This is a genomic window from Streptomyces tagetis (genome assembly GCF_018069565.1).
Classification (GTDB): Bacteria; Actinomycetota; Actinomycetes; order Streptomycetales; family Streptomycetaceae; genus Streptomyces; species Streptomyces tagetis.
Map to the genome: position 1 here is coordinate 303,683 of NZ_JAGPNL010000008.1, position 12,342 is coordinate 316,024.

Consider the following 12,342-nt stretch of genomic DNA (forward strand, 5'->3'; position numbering starts at 1 on the left):
GTCAGCCGGTCGCCTCCCACTCCCGCTGGACGCGGTTCATGCCGGCCAGCCAGCGGTCGGGCTCGGCGGCCCGGGTGCGGTAGTAGCCGGCGACCTCGGGGTGGGGCAGGATCAGGAAGCGGTCCTCCTCGATGCCCCGGAAGAGGGCGTCCGCGACGTCCGCCGGGTCGATCGCGGTGGGCCGCAGCACCAGGTCACCGGCGGTGCCGGTGGCGTCGAGCATGTCGGTGCGCACGCCCTGGGGGCAGATGGCGTGGACCTTGACGCCGCGGTGGCGGTAGGTCAGCGACAGCCACTCGGCGAAGGCGTGGGCGCCGTGCTTGGTGACGCTGTAGGGCGCCGCGCCGATCATGGTGAGCAGTCCGGCGGCGGAGACGGTGGAGACGAACCGGCCGCCGCCGCGTGCGAGCCAGTCGGGCAGCAGGGCCTCGGCGGCGCGGACGTGGGCCATTACGTTGACGTCCCAGGCGTGGGCCCAGACCCCCTCGCCGGCGGCCTCGGAGCCGCCGGAGGCGACGCCCGCGTTGGCGCAGTACACGTCGATCGTGCCGCCGAGCGCCTCGCGGGCCGCGGGGACCACCTCGGAGGCGTCGCCGGGGAGGGCTATGCCTCCGATCTCGTCGGCGACGGCCCGCGCACGCGCCGGGTCCAGGTCGTTGACGGCGACCTGGGCGCCCTCGGCGGCGAAGCGGCGGGCCAGTGCGGCGCCGATGCCGCCTCCGGCCCCGGTCACGACGACTGCGGCGTCCTGTACGGCATCCACCAGGGGGCTCCTTCACTGCGGTACGGGCCCGGTCCCGTGCCACCGCGCGGCCGTCGGAGCGGCACGGACCGGGTCGGTCGGGTCGGGTCGGGTCCAGTCGGTCAGGTCGAGTCGGGTCGGCGTGGTCCCCGGTCCCCGGTCCCCGGTCCCCGGACCCCGGACCCCGGACCCCGCCAGGGCGACAGACTAACCAGTCGGTATGTGCTGCCGGAAGGGGGCCGCGCCCGCCGGCCTCGTTCCGCGTGGGCGACGGGCGCGTTAGCGTGCGTGCGCATGACACCCGCCGCGATCACGGAGGTCACCGCATGACGCTGTCCCGACGCACCCTGTTCGCCACCACGGCCGCGGTGGCCGCGGCCACCACCGGAACCGCAACCGCCGGAACCGCAACCGCCGCCACCGGCTCCGCCCAGGCGGCTCCCGGCGCCGGCCGACGCCTGCGCACCGGTTTCGAGCGGCTGGCCGAGGACGGCTACGCCCTGCTGCGCGGACGCCGGGTCGGCGTCGTCACCAACCCGACCGGCATCACCCGCGACGCCCGGCACATCGTCGACGTCCTGCACGCCGACCGCCGGGTGGACCTGATCGCCGTCTTCGGCCCGGAACACGGGTTCCGGGGGACGGCGCAGGCGGGCGGTTCCGAGGGCCGCCACGACGATCCGGCGACCGGCCTGCCGGTCTACGACACGTACCTCAAGAGCGGCCCGGCGCTCGCGGGGATCTTCACCGCGTCCGGCGTGGACACCGTCGTCTTCGACATCCAGGACGTGGGGGCCCGCTTCTACACCTACATCTGGACCCTGTTCGACTGCATGGAGGCGGCGGCGCTCGCGGGCAAGCGGTTCGTGGTCCTGGACCGGCCCAACCCGGTGACCGGGCGGGCGGCCCTCGGCCCGGTGCTGCGGCCGGAGTTCGCCAGTTTCGTCGGCCGCCGCCCGATCGCGCAGGCGCACGGCATGACCGTCGCCGAGCTGGCGCGGCTGTTCAACGGCGAGTTCCTCTCCCCGCGGGTCCCGCTGGAGACGGTGGCGATGACGGGGTGGCGGCGATCGGACTTCCACGACGCCTCCGGACTGCCCTGGGTGCCGCCGAGCCCGAACATGCCGACTCCAAAGACCGCCCTCGTCTACGCCGGGACCTGCCTGTTCGAGGGCACGAACCTGTCGGAGGGGCGCGGCACCACCCGTCCCTTCGAACTGCTCGGCGCGGAGGGCCTGGACGGGCGCTGGGCCGCCGCCGCCAACGAGGCCGGGCTGCCCGGGGTGCGCTTTCGGGAGGCGTACTTCGCCCCGGTCTTCTCCAAGTTCGAGGGGAAGACGGTGGGCGGCGTACAGCTCCACGTGCACGACCGGGCCGCGTTCGACCCGGTGCGCACGGGGATCGCCCTGCTGGTGACGGCGCGGCGGGTCTGGGACGGCTTCGCCTGGCGGCCGGACCACTGGATCGACACGCTCACCGGCTCCACGCGCGTGCGCACGATGATCGACGCCGGTGCGGGCACCGACGAGGTGGTGGGCGCCTGGCAGCGGGAACTGGCGGCGTTCCGGGCGACACGCCGCCAGTACCTGCTCTACGGATGAGCCGTGCGCCGGCCGGTCACCGGTGGGACGTGAACTCCACGACCTGCTGGTAGGTCGGCCTGTTCTGCCAGCCGATCCCCCGGTGCTTGATGCCGCCGAGGGTGCGGTGCACGATCGAGTCCGCGCACCACTGGTCGCCGGCGGCGCAGGCGTCGTCGCCGGGGTAGACCTGGGCGGGCGTGCGGGCGGCGGCCTCCTTCAACGTGGTGACCAGCGTGTCGCGGCAGGCGGACAGGTCTCCGCCGCCGCAGTAGGAGCGGGCGAGCGGTCCCTGGACGGACTCGCCGAGCACGGAGCGGATGTCCTTGTCGACATAGCTCCACCAGCCGTACTGGAAGGCGCTCCCGGCGTGCGCTCCGGTCGGGCCGTGCGCGGCTGAGGGCGACTCGTCGACGGGCAGGTTGCGGGTGAAGGCGGTGTACAGGCCGGTGCCGAGGCCGGGCGTGAACTCGGCCTCGACCAGCCGCGGCCACCAGGCGTCGAGGGTGCGGATGGCGTCGGCGTGGGCGTACTTCTTCGAGCCGGACGAGGTCTCGGCGCGCAGGGCTCCGGCCTCGGACCACGCCCGGAGCCGCCCGACGGCGGTGGCGACGGCGGGGTCGGTCACCGGCGCGGAGCCGATCACCTTGAGCAGGTCCGGCAGGACGTCGGTCGCCCGCAGGTCGGCGAGCGCGGCATCCGCCATGGCCTTGACCAGCGCGGCGCGGGTGACGCCGCCCTGGGCGACCAGCGCGCCGACCCGGTCGTCGAGCAGGTTGCCGCGGTGGACCGAGCCGTTGCCCCAGGAGGCGGCGGTGTAGTCCTTGGCCGGCTTGTTGTTCCAGGAGACGTAGTACGGCTGGTCGACCGATTGCGGGTGGGCGGAGGGCGGGGTGTAGCGGGCGGTGTTGGCGGCCGGGTCCCAGTCCCGCCACTCGTGCGCCGGACGCGCCCAGACGGGGAACTCGGCGTCGACGCCGTCGGCCCGTACCGGGTTGTCGCCGCTGTTGTAGTACGCGGTGTGCTCGGCGTCGGCGTAGAACCAGTTGAAGGTGTAGTTGATGTGCTGGACCGCGCCGCGGAAGCTCTCCGGGCCGTCGAGGTAGTCGGGGTCGTTCAGCATCTGGAAGCCGATGATGGAGTCGGCCTCGTGCAGGAAGGAGGAGCGCAGGCTCGTGTAGGCGACCTTCTTGCCGCCGACGGTGGCGCGGTACTCGACCGGCCCGTAGACGGTGCGCCAGGCCCGCATGGTGTAGGAACCGGCGGCGGTGCCGTCGGCGACGGTGGGCTTCCAGGAGTTGGTGTGCTCGACCTTCTCCATCGGCACGCAGGCGCCGCGGTGGAGGTAGTGGTGGTCGTCCTGGCACAGTTCGACCGCGTAGGTGTCGATGATGTCCTGGCCGGAGGTGGTCGCGCTCCACGCGTAGTCCTGGCCGCGGCCGAGTTCGACGTACATGCTCAACCCCGCGAAGGAGGCGCCGCGGGCGCTGAGGCCGGGGCCCTGGATCTCCTGGAGCAGGAGCAGTTGCGGCGCGAAGTAGCCGGTCTGCGGGCCGAAGACGGCGACCGGGTGGCCGCTCGCGGTGTGCTCGCCGCCGACGACGAGGGCGTTGGACATGCCGCGCCGGGCGGAGGAGAGGGCCGCGTCGGCGGCACCGTCCGAGGCGCGGGCGGCGCCGGCCGTGGCGGCGCTGCCCTTGCGGTCGTACACCAGCGGTTCGGCGCGTACGGAGCCCGGGTCGGGCAGGGCGCGGCCCTGCGGGTCGTCGGGCCGGGGCAGGTAGGGGAAGCTGCCGTCGTGCTGGGTGAGGACGGCCTCGGGGTCGTTGCGCTGGCGGAAGGACTCCCAGACCTCGGTGCCCTGGGTGACGCCGTACTTCTCCTGGGCGGCGAGCAGGGAGAGGGCGTTGTCGACCTCGCCGCCGCCTCCGGAGCCGAAGAGCGCGCCGATGACGGAGGCGAGGGCGACCAGGTCGGTGCGCTGGAAGCGTTCGATGGTGCCGGAGTTGGTGATGGCGTCCTTGTGGCCGGTCAGGACGTACTCGCCGGGGAAGTAGCGGCCCTTGTCGGAGGCGTCGATGTAGGCGTTGACGCCGTCGATGTACGCGTCCACGTCGGCCAGCGCCTGCCGGCCGCGGTCGCCGGCCTTGGCGGCGGCGCCCTCGATCTGGGCGGTGAGGTCGTCCTCGGTGTAGGGCGCGTTGCGCCAGAACTGCTGCTCCAGCCCCTGGTTGGCCGGGTCGCCGCCCGCGAACGGCGTCAACCGGCCCCGGCCCACGTGCCGGAAGAGGTCCATCAGCCAGAGCCGGTCCTGCGCGGCGGCGTACCCGGCGCCGAACTCGGTGCCGTAGCGGGTGGTCCCCGTGATGTGCGGGACGCCGGTCTTCTTGTCGCGGACGATGGTGACGTCGTCACGGCCGGCCGGGCGCAGGGTGGAGGCGACCTGCCCGGAGGGGACGCCGAAGGAGGCGTCGTTGAAGAAGGTGTTGATCTTCTCGGTGGTCAGTGACGGGTAGCCGGAGGCGAGGTTCGCGTAGGGGCCGAGCTGGTCCTCGGCGTGCTCCGGCTGGGTGCCGAACGCCTGGTTGAGGAGGATCTGGGCGAGGGTGGCGTTGCCGTTCTGTCCGGGCGGCAGGATGTCCGAACACCGTCCGCCGCAGTGGTCGACGGCCGCCGTGGGGACGGGCGCCTGCGGGGCCGCGCCGGCCGCCGCCGCGGGGGACAGCGGTGACAGCAGACCGGCGACGAGCGCGCAGAGGGAAGCGGTCTTCAGGAACCCGTGGAAGCCGCGGGGAGTTCTCAGTCTGTCGCGGGCATTGCGTGGGGTGCGCCGTGGCATGGCAGCTCCTCCCGACGAGGGTGATGCCGGAGGTTACCGCCGGTATCCCCGCGTTGGAAGATGAACATGCGTCACTTTTCGCTGCGGACACGGTCGGTCACGGGACCGGCGGGGGACGGAGGGAGCCGATTCGCCCGTCGGTACGTCTATCCGACGACGTCCGCTGGTGACGCCGAAGTGACCGAAGTACAGGTGCAGGTGTGACGGAGGTGCACGACGATGGCCGGTTTCCGGAGTCTGGCGAGACAGGTCCGAGATCCACGCTGCGACCTGGCGCTGCGGCGCTACTCGCTCCGCAAGTGCCTTGAGCGGTTCGCCCCTTACGGGCACAGGGCGACGTGGGACCACCTGTGCTCGCGGGCCGGGTTCGGTCCCGAGGACCGCTCCCCCGACCCGGTGCGGCTCGTGGCCGCACTGGAGGAGCTGGAGGAGGCGCGGTCCGTGTGGCTGGCCTACGAGGCCGAGTTCGCCGAGCGCCGCAGGAGGGAGAAGCACGGCGGGCTGCGCAGGCCGGGCAGTGTGGACGACTGGCACCGGCTGACCTGGGGCGGGTTCGGCGTCGCCTGGTGCGACGACCCCCGGGTCCACCCGGACCGGCCGCTGGCCGAGGTGCTGCGCGATCTGATCTCCGCGCTGGAGCGTGAGCCGGGCTCGCTCTGCCCGGTGTGCGACGGGGACAGCCTGGTATGGAAGTACGACCTGGACCACGAGCCGTCGTCGGGCCCGGTCTGCGCCGACTGCGGCATCCTCGTGCCCCGGCCGGTCCTGACGGGGGACGCGATCGCCTACGCCCGGCGGGGGCGGCTGCTGATGTCGGCGTAGAGCGGGGGCGGCCGGGGGTCTGGCGCCCGGGGCCTGGGGCCGGTGTCGGGGGGCCTGGCCGGGTGCCGGGGCCTGGCCCGGTGCCGGGGGCCTGGCCGGGTGCCGGGGGGGCCTGGCCGGGTGTCGGCGCGGGGCCCGGCTGCCCGCGGAGGGCCGGCCGCCAGGTGCGCTGCCTGCGGCAGGGGCCGGAGGAACGGAGCGAGGCGGGCGGCGGGGTGCGGCGCGCGGGTGCGGGGTGCGCCGGGGACACGGCGCCCCGCCGCCTCGTACGGGGCGGGCCGCCCGCACGGCGGCGACGGTGAGCCCGGCGCGCGCCCCCGGGGCCGGCCGCCTGGACACCCAAGACGCCGGGGCCGCCCGACACGCCCGACACGCCCGGACAGGCGTACCGCCCGCTCAGTCGTCCTGGCCGGCCGCGGAGGCGGGCCCGTGTTCGTGGTGGTGGGGGGCGGCGGGCCGGCGCGGCTCGGCCAGCAGGCGGGAGCCGGTGCGGCGCTCGCCGAAGACGTCGTCCGGGTTGGACAGGACGCACGAGTCCAGGGAGAGGCAGCCGCAGCCGATGCAGTCGGTGAGGTGGTCGCGGAGCCGGTTGAGCTGCCGGATGCGCTCGTCGAGTTCGAAGCGCCAGGCCCGCGACAGCCGCGCCCAGTCGTCCCGGGTGGGCGTGCGCTCCTCGGGCAGCTCGGCGAGGGCCTCGCGGACCGTGGCGAGCGGGATGCCGACCCGCTGCGCGGCGCGTACGAAGGCGACCCGGCGCAGCGTGTCCCGGGTGTAGCGGCGTTGGTTGCCCGAGGTGCGACGGCTGGTGATCAGGCCCTTGGACTCGTAGAAGCGGAGGGCGGAGACGGCGGCGCCGCTGCGCGCGGCGAGCTGGCCCACCGTGAGTTCGTGGATCTTCTCGGGAATCTGAGGCACTCCCCGAACCCTACCGACCGCCGTACCCCCGTGGTCCGTTGACAGGGACCGCGCGGCCCACCATGCTAAGCAGTCGCTTAGCCCGCGGGGCAGGGTGTGCGGGCGAGCGCGACGACGGACCCTGCGAGACGACCTGCGAGACGACCTGCGACACGGGAGGCCGGGACATGGCAGAGCCGAGGATCTTCACGTCCGCCGAGGAACTGAAGGCGGCGGTGGGCGAGCACCTGGGGTACACCGACTGGCTGGAGGTCGGCCAGCGGCGGATCGACCTGTTCGCGGAGGCGACGGGCGACCACCAGTGGATTCACGTGGACCCGGAGAAGGCCGCCGCGGGCCCCTTCGGCACCACCATCGCGCACGGCTATCTGACCCTCTCGCTGCTCCCCCTGTTCGCGCCGCAGCTCATGACGGTCGAGGGCGTGCGGATGGGCGTCAACTACGGCACCAACAAGGTCCGCTTCCCCGCCCCGGTCCCGGCCGGCTCACGGCTGCGCGCCACGGCGACCGTCCGGGCCGTCGAGGACGTGGCGGGCGGCGTACAGGCCGCCGTCGCCTTCACCGTGGAGCGCGAGGGCGGCGACAAGCCGGTCTGCGTCGCCGAGTCGGTCGTGCGCTACTACTTCTGAGCCGCCGCGTACGGCCGCGTAGGGCGTACGGCTACGTCCGGGCGTCGCCGGGCGGACGCGCCCCGACCATCCGCAGGACGAGACCGGCGTAGAGCGCGCCGACCTCGTCCGGGGTGCGGGGGCCCTCGATGTTGAACCAGCGGGCGACGTCGATGCAGAGCGAGAGGATGGCGAGCGTCGTGCCCTGCACGTCCGGCACGTCGAACTCGCCCGCCGCCACGCCGTCCTCGACGATCCCGCGTACCTCGGCGTCCACCTGGCGGCGCAGGGCCAGGATCTCGGCGCGGGCCTCGGGGCCGAGGGCGTCCAGCTCGTACTGGACCACGCGGGCGGTGGTGCGCCGCCCCGCGTGCCAGCGGACGAAGGAGGAGACGGCGTCGGCGAGCCGGTCGGCGGCGCCGCCCTCACCCCCGGCCGCGGTGCGCAGGATGGCGAGGGCCCGGTCGTGGCCGATCCGGCTGATGCGGTGGAGCAGCTCTTCCTTGGTCTTGTAGTGGATGTAGAGCGCGGCCGGGCTCATGCCCGCGCGCCCGGCGATGTCGCGGGTCGTGGTCGCGTGGTACCCGCGCTCGGCGAACGCCTCGACGGCGGCGACCAGCAGCCGCCGTGCCGCGTCGGGCGTGACCTCTTCCCACGGCTCGGTCTCGCCGCCCACCGTCTCGGCCGCCCTGCTCATCCCTTGTTCGCCCCTCTCGGTACCGGAGCTCCACCCTACCGCCCTTACTGAGCGAGCGCTTAGGCTCGGGGCGGCCGGGGTGATCACCCGAGTTTCTCGAAGGGATCGTGCGCGGCGAGGAGCTTCTCCAACCGCGCCTGGTCCACCCGGTTCACGATCTGCCCGGCCTCCTGGCGGTCCCGGACGATCTTGGCGAGGGTGAAGGCCGAGGTCACGAGGTACAGGACGGCGATCCCGAGGAAGGCCCGCACCCAGGCGTCGGCCTGGAGTCTGGCGATGCCGACGGCGGTGGCGGTCAGGGCCACCGCGAACGACGCCACGGCCTGCCCGTAGAAGGCCGCCGTGCTCTGCTGCTTGACCGATGTGTCACTCATGGCCCCAGCTTCGGCCTCCGTGACGGGGACCACATCCGCGCGGGTACTCAGCTCGGGTACTCAGACGGGCCGGGGGGGGCGGACGGGCGTCGGGGCCAGGGACCGGGGATCGGGACCACGGCGGGGCCAAGGCGGGGCCAGGGCCCGGGGATCGGAGCCAGGGCCGGGGGGCGGGACCAGGACCCGGGGGTCAGAAGGCCGAGACGCCGGTCAGTGCCCGTCCGATGACGAGCTTCTGGATCTGGCTGGTGCCCTCGTAGAGGGTCATCACCCGGGCGTCGCGCAGCAGTTTGCCGACGGGGTACTCGTCGATGTAGCCGTAACCGCCGAAGACCTGGAGCGCGTTGCCCGCGGCACGGACGGCGGCCTCCGAGGCGAACAGCTTGGCCTTGGACGACTCGACGGCGAACGGCCGCCCCCGGTCGATCAGATCGGCGACCCGCCAGGTGAGCAGCCGGGCCGCGTCCACGTCGACGGCGATGTCGCTGATCAGCTCCTGCACCAACTGGTGGCCCGCGATGGGCTTCCCGAACTGCTCGCGCTCCCCCGCGTACCCCACGGCGGCCTCCAGCGCGGCCTGCGCGATGCCGACGCAGCCGGCCGCGACCGACATCCGCCCCTTGGCGAGGGCCGACATGGCGACCGAGAAGCCCTTCCCCTCGGGCGCCAGCAGCGCTGAGGCGGGCACGCGCACGCCCTCCAGGACGAGTTCGGCGGTGGACTGGCCGCGCAGGCCGAGCTTGCCGTGGACGGGGCGACGGGTCAGGCCGGGCGTGTCGGCGGGGACGAGGAAGGCGGAGACGCCGCGGTGGCCGGGCGCGTCGGTGGAGCGGGCGAAGAGCAGCACGACGTCGGCCCAGGTGCCGTTGGTGATGAACATCTTCGTGCCGTCGATCACGTAGTCGCCGCCGTCGCGCACCGCGCGGGTGGTGAGCCGGCCGGCGTCGGAACCGTTGCCGGGCTCGGTCAGCCCGAAGCAGCCGACCAGCTCGCCGGAGGTCAGCCCCGGCAGCCAGCGCCGCTTCTGCTCCTCGTCGCCCCAGGCGGCGATCGTCTTGGCGACCAGGCCGAGGGAGACCGAGACGATGCCGCGCACCGAGGAGTCGCCCCGGCCCAGCTCCTCGGTGACCAGGCAGTACGCGAGGTGGTCGCCGCCGCAGCCGCCGTACTCCTCGTCGACGGTGAGGCCGAGGAAGCCCACCTCGCCGAGCTTCTTCACCAGGGAGCGGTCGACCTCCTCGGCGCGGTCCCAGGCGGCGGCGTGCGGGGTGACCTCGCGCTCCACGAAGTCCCGGGCGAGCCGCCGCAGGGCGGTCTGCTCCTCGCTTGGCTCCAGGTTCATGCCGAGTCACCCCACACCGGTCGGTTCGCGGACCACGAGCCCTTAATTAGCGCTGCTAGTTTATGGTCGCAGCCCTACTATGTGCGCCATGGCCCGACCGCGCAAGCCCTTGCTCAGCACCGACCGGATCGTCGCGGCGGCCCGCGAACTGGTGGACGCGGAGGGGCTCGCGGCCGTCTCCACCCGCCGGCTCGCCGCCGAGCTGGGGGTCAGCGGGCCCTCCCTCTACAACCACTTCCGCACCAAGGACGAGATCCTGGAGGCGGTCGCCGACTCGGTGAGCGCCCAGGTCGACCTGTCGATGTTCGAGGACGGCCGGGACTGGCGGACCGCGCTGCACGACTGGGCCGTCTCCTACCGGGCGGCGCTGCGCGACCATCCGCACATCGTCCCGGTCCTGGCGCACGGCCCCGGCCGCCGCCCGGCCGCGCTGCGCCTGGCCGACGCGGTGTACGGGGCGATGGTCGGGGCGGGCTGGCCGCCGGCGCAGGCCACCTCCATCGGCGCGCTGATGCGGTACTTCATCATGGGCTCCGCGCTCGGCTCCTTCGCGCAGGGTTTCGTGGACGACGCGAGCGCCTACGACCCGGCCGACTATCCGCATCTGGGCCAGGCCCATCTGCTGGCCGAACAGCGGGAGAAGATCGACGAACGCGCCTTCGAGACCGGGCTGACGGCCCTGCTGGACGGACTGGCCCGGCAGTACGAACGGCTGGCGGCGGAGACGTAGACCGCCGGGCGCGGGGTGCGGGGGCTGGGTCGGGGTTGGGGCTGGGGCCGGGGGCGCGGCCGGGGCCGGGTCCCCGACCGCTGGACGTCCCCTCGGCAACCGGTGGATGTCCCCGCGACCCTGGATGTCCCCGGTGCCGCCGCGAGAGGCTGACCCGGTCAGGCATCGATCTTCGGCAGACGGAGGCCACGCGCTCATGACAGCACCGGGGAACCAGCCCTCACCGGCACCAGGCACCTACGAGATCGACCAGGCGGCGTCCGCGATCCGCTTCGACACCCGCGCCCTGTTCGGGCTGCTTCCGGTCCGCGGCACCTTCACCATCGGGCAGGGCCGGATCATCGTGGCCGACCCGGCGGAGGAGTCGTCGGTGGACGTCGTCGTGGAGGCCGGCAGCTTCGCGTCGGGCAAGCGGCAGCGTGACGAGCACGTCAGGTCCGCCGACTACCTGGACGTGGCCCGGCATCCCGGGATCGGCTTCCGGAGCCTGCGGCTGGAACGCTCCGGCGAGGACGCCACGCTGCACGGAGAGCTGACGGTGCGCGGGGTGACCCTGCCCCTCGCCGTCACCCTCGGCGCGGTCGCCCAGGAGGGCAGGCGGCTGACGGCGAGCGGCACCGCCACGGTCGACCGGTACGCCTTCGGCATCACCAAGGCCAAGGGCATGACGGGGCGGCACCTCAAGATCACGTTGGACGTCGTGGCGTACCGCTGATCCCGCGGCACGCCGTCCTCGACGCCCTCGGCTTCCTCGGGGTTCCGCGTTCCCGGACTTCCGGGTTCCCCGGACTTCCGTGTTCCTCGGACTTCCGCGTTCCTCGGACTTCCGCGTTCCTCGGACTTCCGTGTTCCTCGGACTTCCGTGTTCCCCGGGCTTCTGCGTTCCCCGGGCTCGGCATCCCGTACGCCCCCGTCGTGCGCCCGATGCTTCGGTGCCCGCCGAAGGATGGCTGCCGCATGCTGGAGGCATGACGGACAGGGACGGCACGGCACCCGGGCTGGCGCGACTGGCCGGGCTGATCGCCGACGAGACGCGGGCGACCTGCCTGCTGGCGCTGCTGGACGGGCGGGCGTGGACCGCCGGCGAGCTGGCCCGGCACGCGGGCGTCGCCCCGTCCACCCTCAGCGAGCACCTGGGCCGGCTGGTGGCCGGCGGCCTGCTCGCCGAGGAACGCCAGGGCCGGCACCGGTACGTACGGCTGGCCGACGCGCGAATCGCGCACCTGGTCGAGGATCTCGCCGGGCAGGTGGCCCCGCAGGCCGCGGCCCGGCGTGCGCCCACCCTCGGCGCCTCGGGCGCCCGGTCCGCGATGGCCCGGGGGCGCACCTGCTACGACCACCTCGCCGGCCGGCTGGGAATCGCCCTCACCGACGCGCTGACCGGGCGCGGGCTGCTCCGCCAGGACACCGGGTTCGCGCTCACCGACGCCGGGCTCGGCTGGTTCGACGACGTCGGCATCCGTCTCGACCGCACGAGCCGGCGCCCGCTGGCCCGCCCCTGCCTCGACTGGACCGAGCGCCGCCCGCACCTCGCCGGGGTCGCGGGCGCGGCCCTGTGCCGGCACGCCCTGGACGCGGGCTGGTGCGTCCGCATCGGCTCGCAGCGGGCCGTGAAGGTGACCCCGGAGGGCGAACGCGCGCTGTCCGAGGCCCTGGGCATCGACCCGGCGGCGCTGCGCTGACCTGCTCGGCG

General features: G+C 73.9%; 12 protein-coding genes. 6 read left to right on the forward strand and 6 right to left on the reverse strand.

What is annotated here, in order from left to right:
- Window position 1: 1 nt before the first annotated feature.
- Window positions 2–766 carry an SDR family oxidoreductase gene (locus tag J5Y05_RS25760; protein WP_210875547.1) on the reverse strand — a complete coding sequence of 255 codons (765 nt, stop codon included), beginning with the start codon at window positions 764–766 and terminating at the stop codon, window positions 2–4.
- 302 nt (window positions 767–1,068) lie between these two features.
- Between J5Y05_RS25760 and J5Y05_RS25765 the strand changes: the two genes are divergently transcribed.
- Window positions 1,069–2,343, forward strand: coding sequence for an exo-beta-N-acetylmuramidase NamZ family protein (locus J5Y05_RS25765; protein ID WP_210875458.1), 1,275 nt, complete (start codon window positions 1,069–1,071; stop codon window positions 2,341–2,343).
- Window positions 2,344–2,359: 16 nt separating this feature from the next.
- On the opposite strand, the gene J5Y05_RS25770 is transcribed toward J5Y05_RS25765, so the two are convergent.
- Window positions 2,360–5,161, reverse strand: coding sequence for a penicillin acylase family protein (locus J5Y05_RS25770; protein ID WP_210875459.1), 2,802 nt, complete (start codon window positions 5,159–5,161; stop codon window positions 2,360–2,362).
- Window positions 5,162–5,380: 219 nt separating this feature from the next.
- Here J5Y05_RS25770 and J5Y05_RS25775 point away from each other — a divergent pair, with 219 nt between their 5' ends.
- Window positions 5,381–5,983 carry a hypothetical protein gene (locus tag J5Y05_RS25775; RefSeq protein ID WP_210875460.1) on the forward strand — a complete coding sequence of 201 codons (603 nt, stop codon included), beginning with the start codon at window positions 5,381–5,383 and terminating at the stop codon, window positions 5,981–5,983.
- Window positions 5,984–6,379: 396 nt separating this feature from the next.
- Here J5Y05_RS25775 and soxR read toward each other — a convergent pair whose 3' ends face one another.
- Window positions 6,380–6,898: a redox-sensitive transcriptional activator SoxR gene (gene soxR, locus J5Y05_RS25780; protein ID WP_210875461.1), complete on the reverse strand. Its 519-nt coding sequence runs from the start codon at window positions 6,896–6,898 to the stop codon at window positions 6,380–6,382.
- Between the two features lie 167 nt (window positions 6,899–7,065).
- Between soxR and J5Y05_RS25785 the strand changes: the two genes are divergently transcribed.
- Entirely contained in the window at window positions 7,066–7,527 is a 462-nt protein-coding gene (locus J5Y05_RS25785; RefSeq protein ID WP_210875462.1) for a MaoC family dehydratase, read from the forward strand.
- Window positions 7,528–7,558: 31 nt separating this feature from the next.
- On the opposite strand, the gene J5Y05_RS25790 is transcribed toward J5Y05_RS25785, so the two are convergent.
- The 3 genes from J5Y05_RS25790 to J5Y05_RS25800 form a co-directional block, all read right to left on the reverse strand.
- The gene (locus J5Y05_RS25790; protein ID WP_210875463.1) at window positions 7,559–8,203 is read right to left on the reverse strand and encodes a TetR/AcrR family transcriptional regulator; all 645 of its coding nucleotides are present in this window, start codon (window positions 8,201–8,203) and stop codon (window positions 7,559–7,561) included.
- Window positions 8,204–8,286: 83 nt separating this feature from the next.
- The gene (locus J5Y05_RS25795; RefSeq protein WP_210875464.1) at window positions 8,287–8,577 is read right to left on the reverse strand and encodes a YiaA/YiaB family inner membrane protein; all 291 of its coding nucleotides are present in this window, start codon (window positions 8,575–8,577) and stop codon (window positions 8,287–8,289) included.
- Window positions 8,578–8,767: 190 nt separating this feature from the next.
- A complete protein-coding gene (locus tag J5Y05_RS25800) occupies window positions 8,768–9,919 on the reverse strand; it encodes an acyl-CoA dehydrogenase family protein (RefSeq protein WP_210875465.1) in 1,152 nt (383 codons plus the stop codon).
- Window positions 9,920–10,007: 88 nt separating this feature from the next.
- On the opposite strand from J5Y05_RS25800, the gene J5Y05_RS25805 reads away from it, so the two are divergent.
- The 3 genes from J5Y05_RS25805 to J5Y05_RS25815 all read left to right on the forward strand — a co-directional run bounded on the left by J5Y05_RS25805 (window position 10,008) and on the right by J5Y05_RS25815 (window position 12,331).
- Window positions 10,008–10,649, forward strand: coding sequence for a TetR/AcrR family transcriptional regulator (locus J5Y05_RS25805; RefSeq protein ID WP_210875466.1), 642 nt, complete (start codon window positions 10,008–10,010; stop codon window positions 10,647–10,649).
- Window positions 10,650–10,845: 196 nt separating this feature from the next.
- Complete coding sequence (locus tag J5Y05_RS25810) at window positions 10,846–11,364, forward strand: YceI family protein (protein ID WP_210875467.1); 519 nt, start codon at window positions 10,846–10,848, stop codon at window positions 11,362–11,364.
- Between the two features lie 253 nt (window positions 11,365–11,617).
- Window positions 11,618–12,331 (forward strand): ArsR/SmtB family transcription factor, encoded by a 714-nt coding sequence (locus J5Y05_RS25815; RefSeq protein WP_210875468.1) that lies wholly within the window; start codon window positions 11,618–11,620, stop codon window positions 12,329–12,331.
- Window positions 12,332–12,342 lie beyond the last annotated feature (11 nt).

What these genes read in the sequence shown, in the direction of transcription:
- J5Y05_RS25765 (WP_210875458.1), top strand. Translation starts at nt 1,069, where the DNA reads ATGACGCTGTCCCGACGCACCCTGTTCGCCACCACGGCCGCGGTGGCC.
- J5Y05_RS25770 (WP_210875459.1), bottom strand. Translation starts at nt 5,161, where the DNA reads ATGCCACGGCGCACCCCACGCAATGCCCGCGACAGACTGAGAACTCCC.
- J5Y05_RS25775 (WP_210875460.1), top strand. Translation starts at nt 5,381, where the DNA reads ATGGCCGGTTTCCGGAGTCTGGCGAGACAGGTCCGAGATCCACGCTGC.
- J5Y05_RS25785 (WP_210875462.1), top strand. Translation starts at nt 7,066, where the DNA reads ATGGCAGAGCCGAGGATCTTCACGTCCGCCGAGGAACTGAAGGCGGCG.
- J5Y05_RS25790 (WP_210875463.1), bottom strand. Translation starts at nt 8,203, where the DNA reads ATGAGCAGGGCGGCCGAGACGGTGGGCGGCGAGACCGAGCCGTGGGAA.
- J5Y05_RS25795 (WP_210875464.1), bottom strand. Translation starts at nt 8,577, where the DNA reads ATGAGTGACACATCGGTCAAGCAGCAGAGCACGGCGGCCTTCTACGGG.
- J5Y05_RS25800 (WP_210875465.1), bottom strand. Translation starts at nt 9,919, where the DNA reads ATGAACCTGGAGCCAAGCGAGGAGCAGACCGCCCTGCGGCGGCTCGCC.
- J5Y05_RS25805 (WP_210875466.1), top strand. Translation starts at nt 10,008, where the DNA reads ATGGCCCGACCGCGCAAGCCCTTGCTCAGCACCGACCGGATCGTCGCG.
- J5Y05_RS25810 (WP_210875467.1), top strand. Translation starts at nt 10,846, where the DNA reads ATGACAGCACCGGGGAACCAGCCCTCACCGGCACCAGGCACCTACGAG.
- J5Y05_RS25815 (WP_210875468.1), top strand. Translation starts at nt 11,618, where the DNA reads ATGACGGACAGGGACGGCACGGCACCCGGGCTGGCGCGACTGGCCGGG.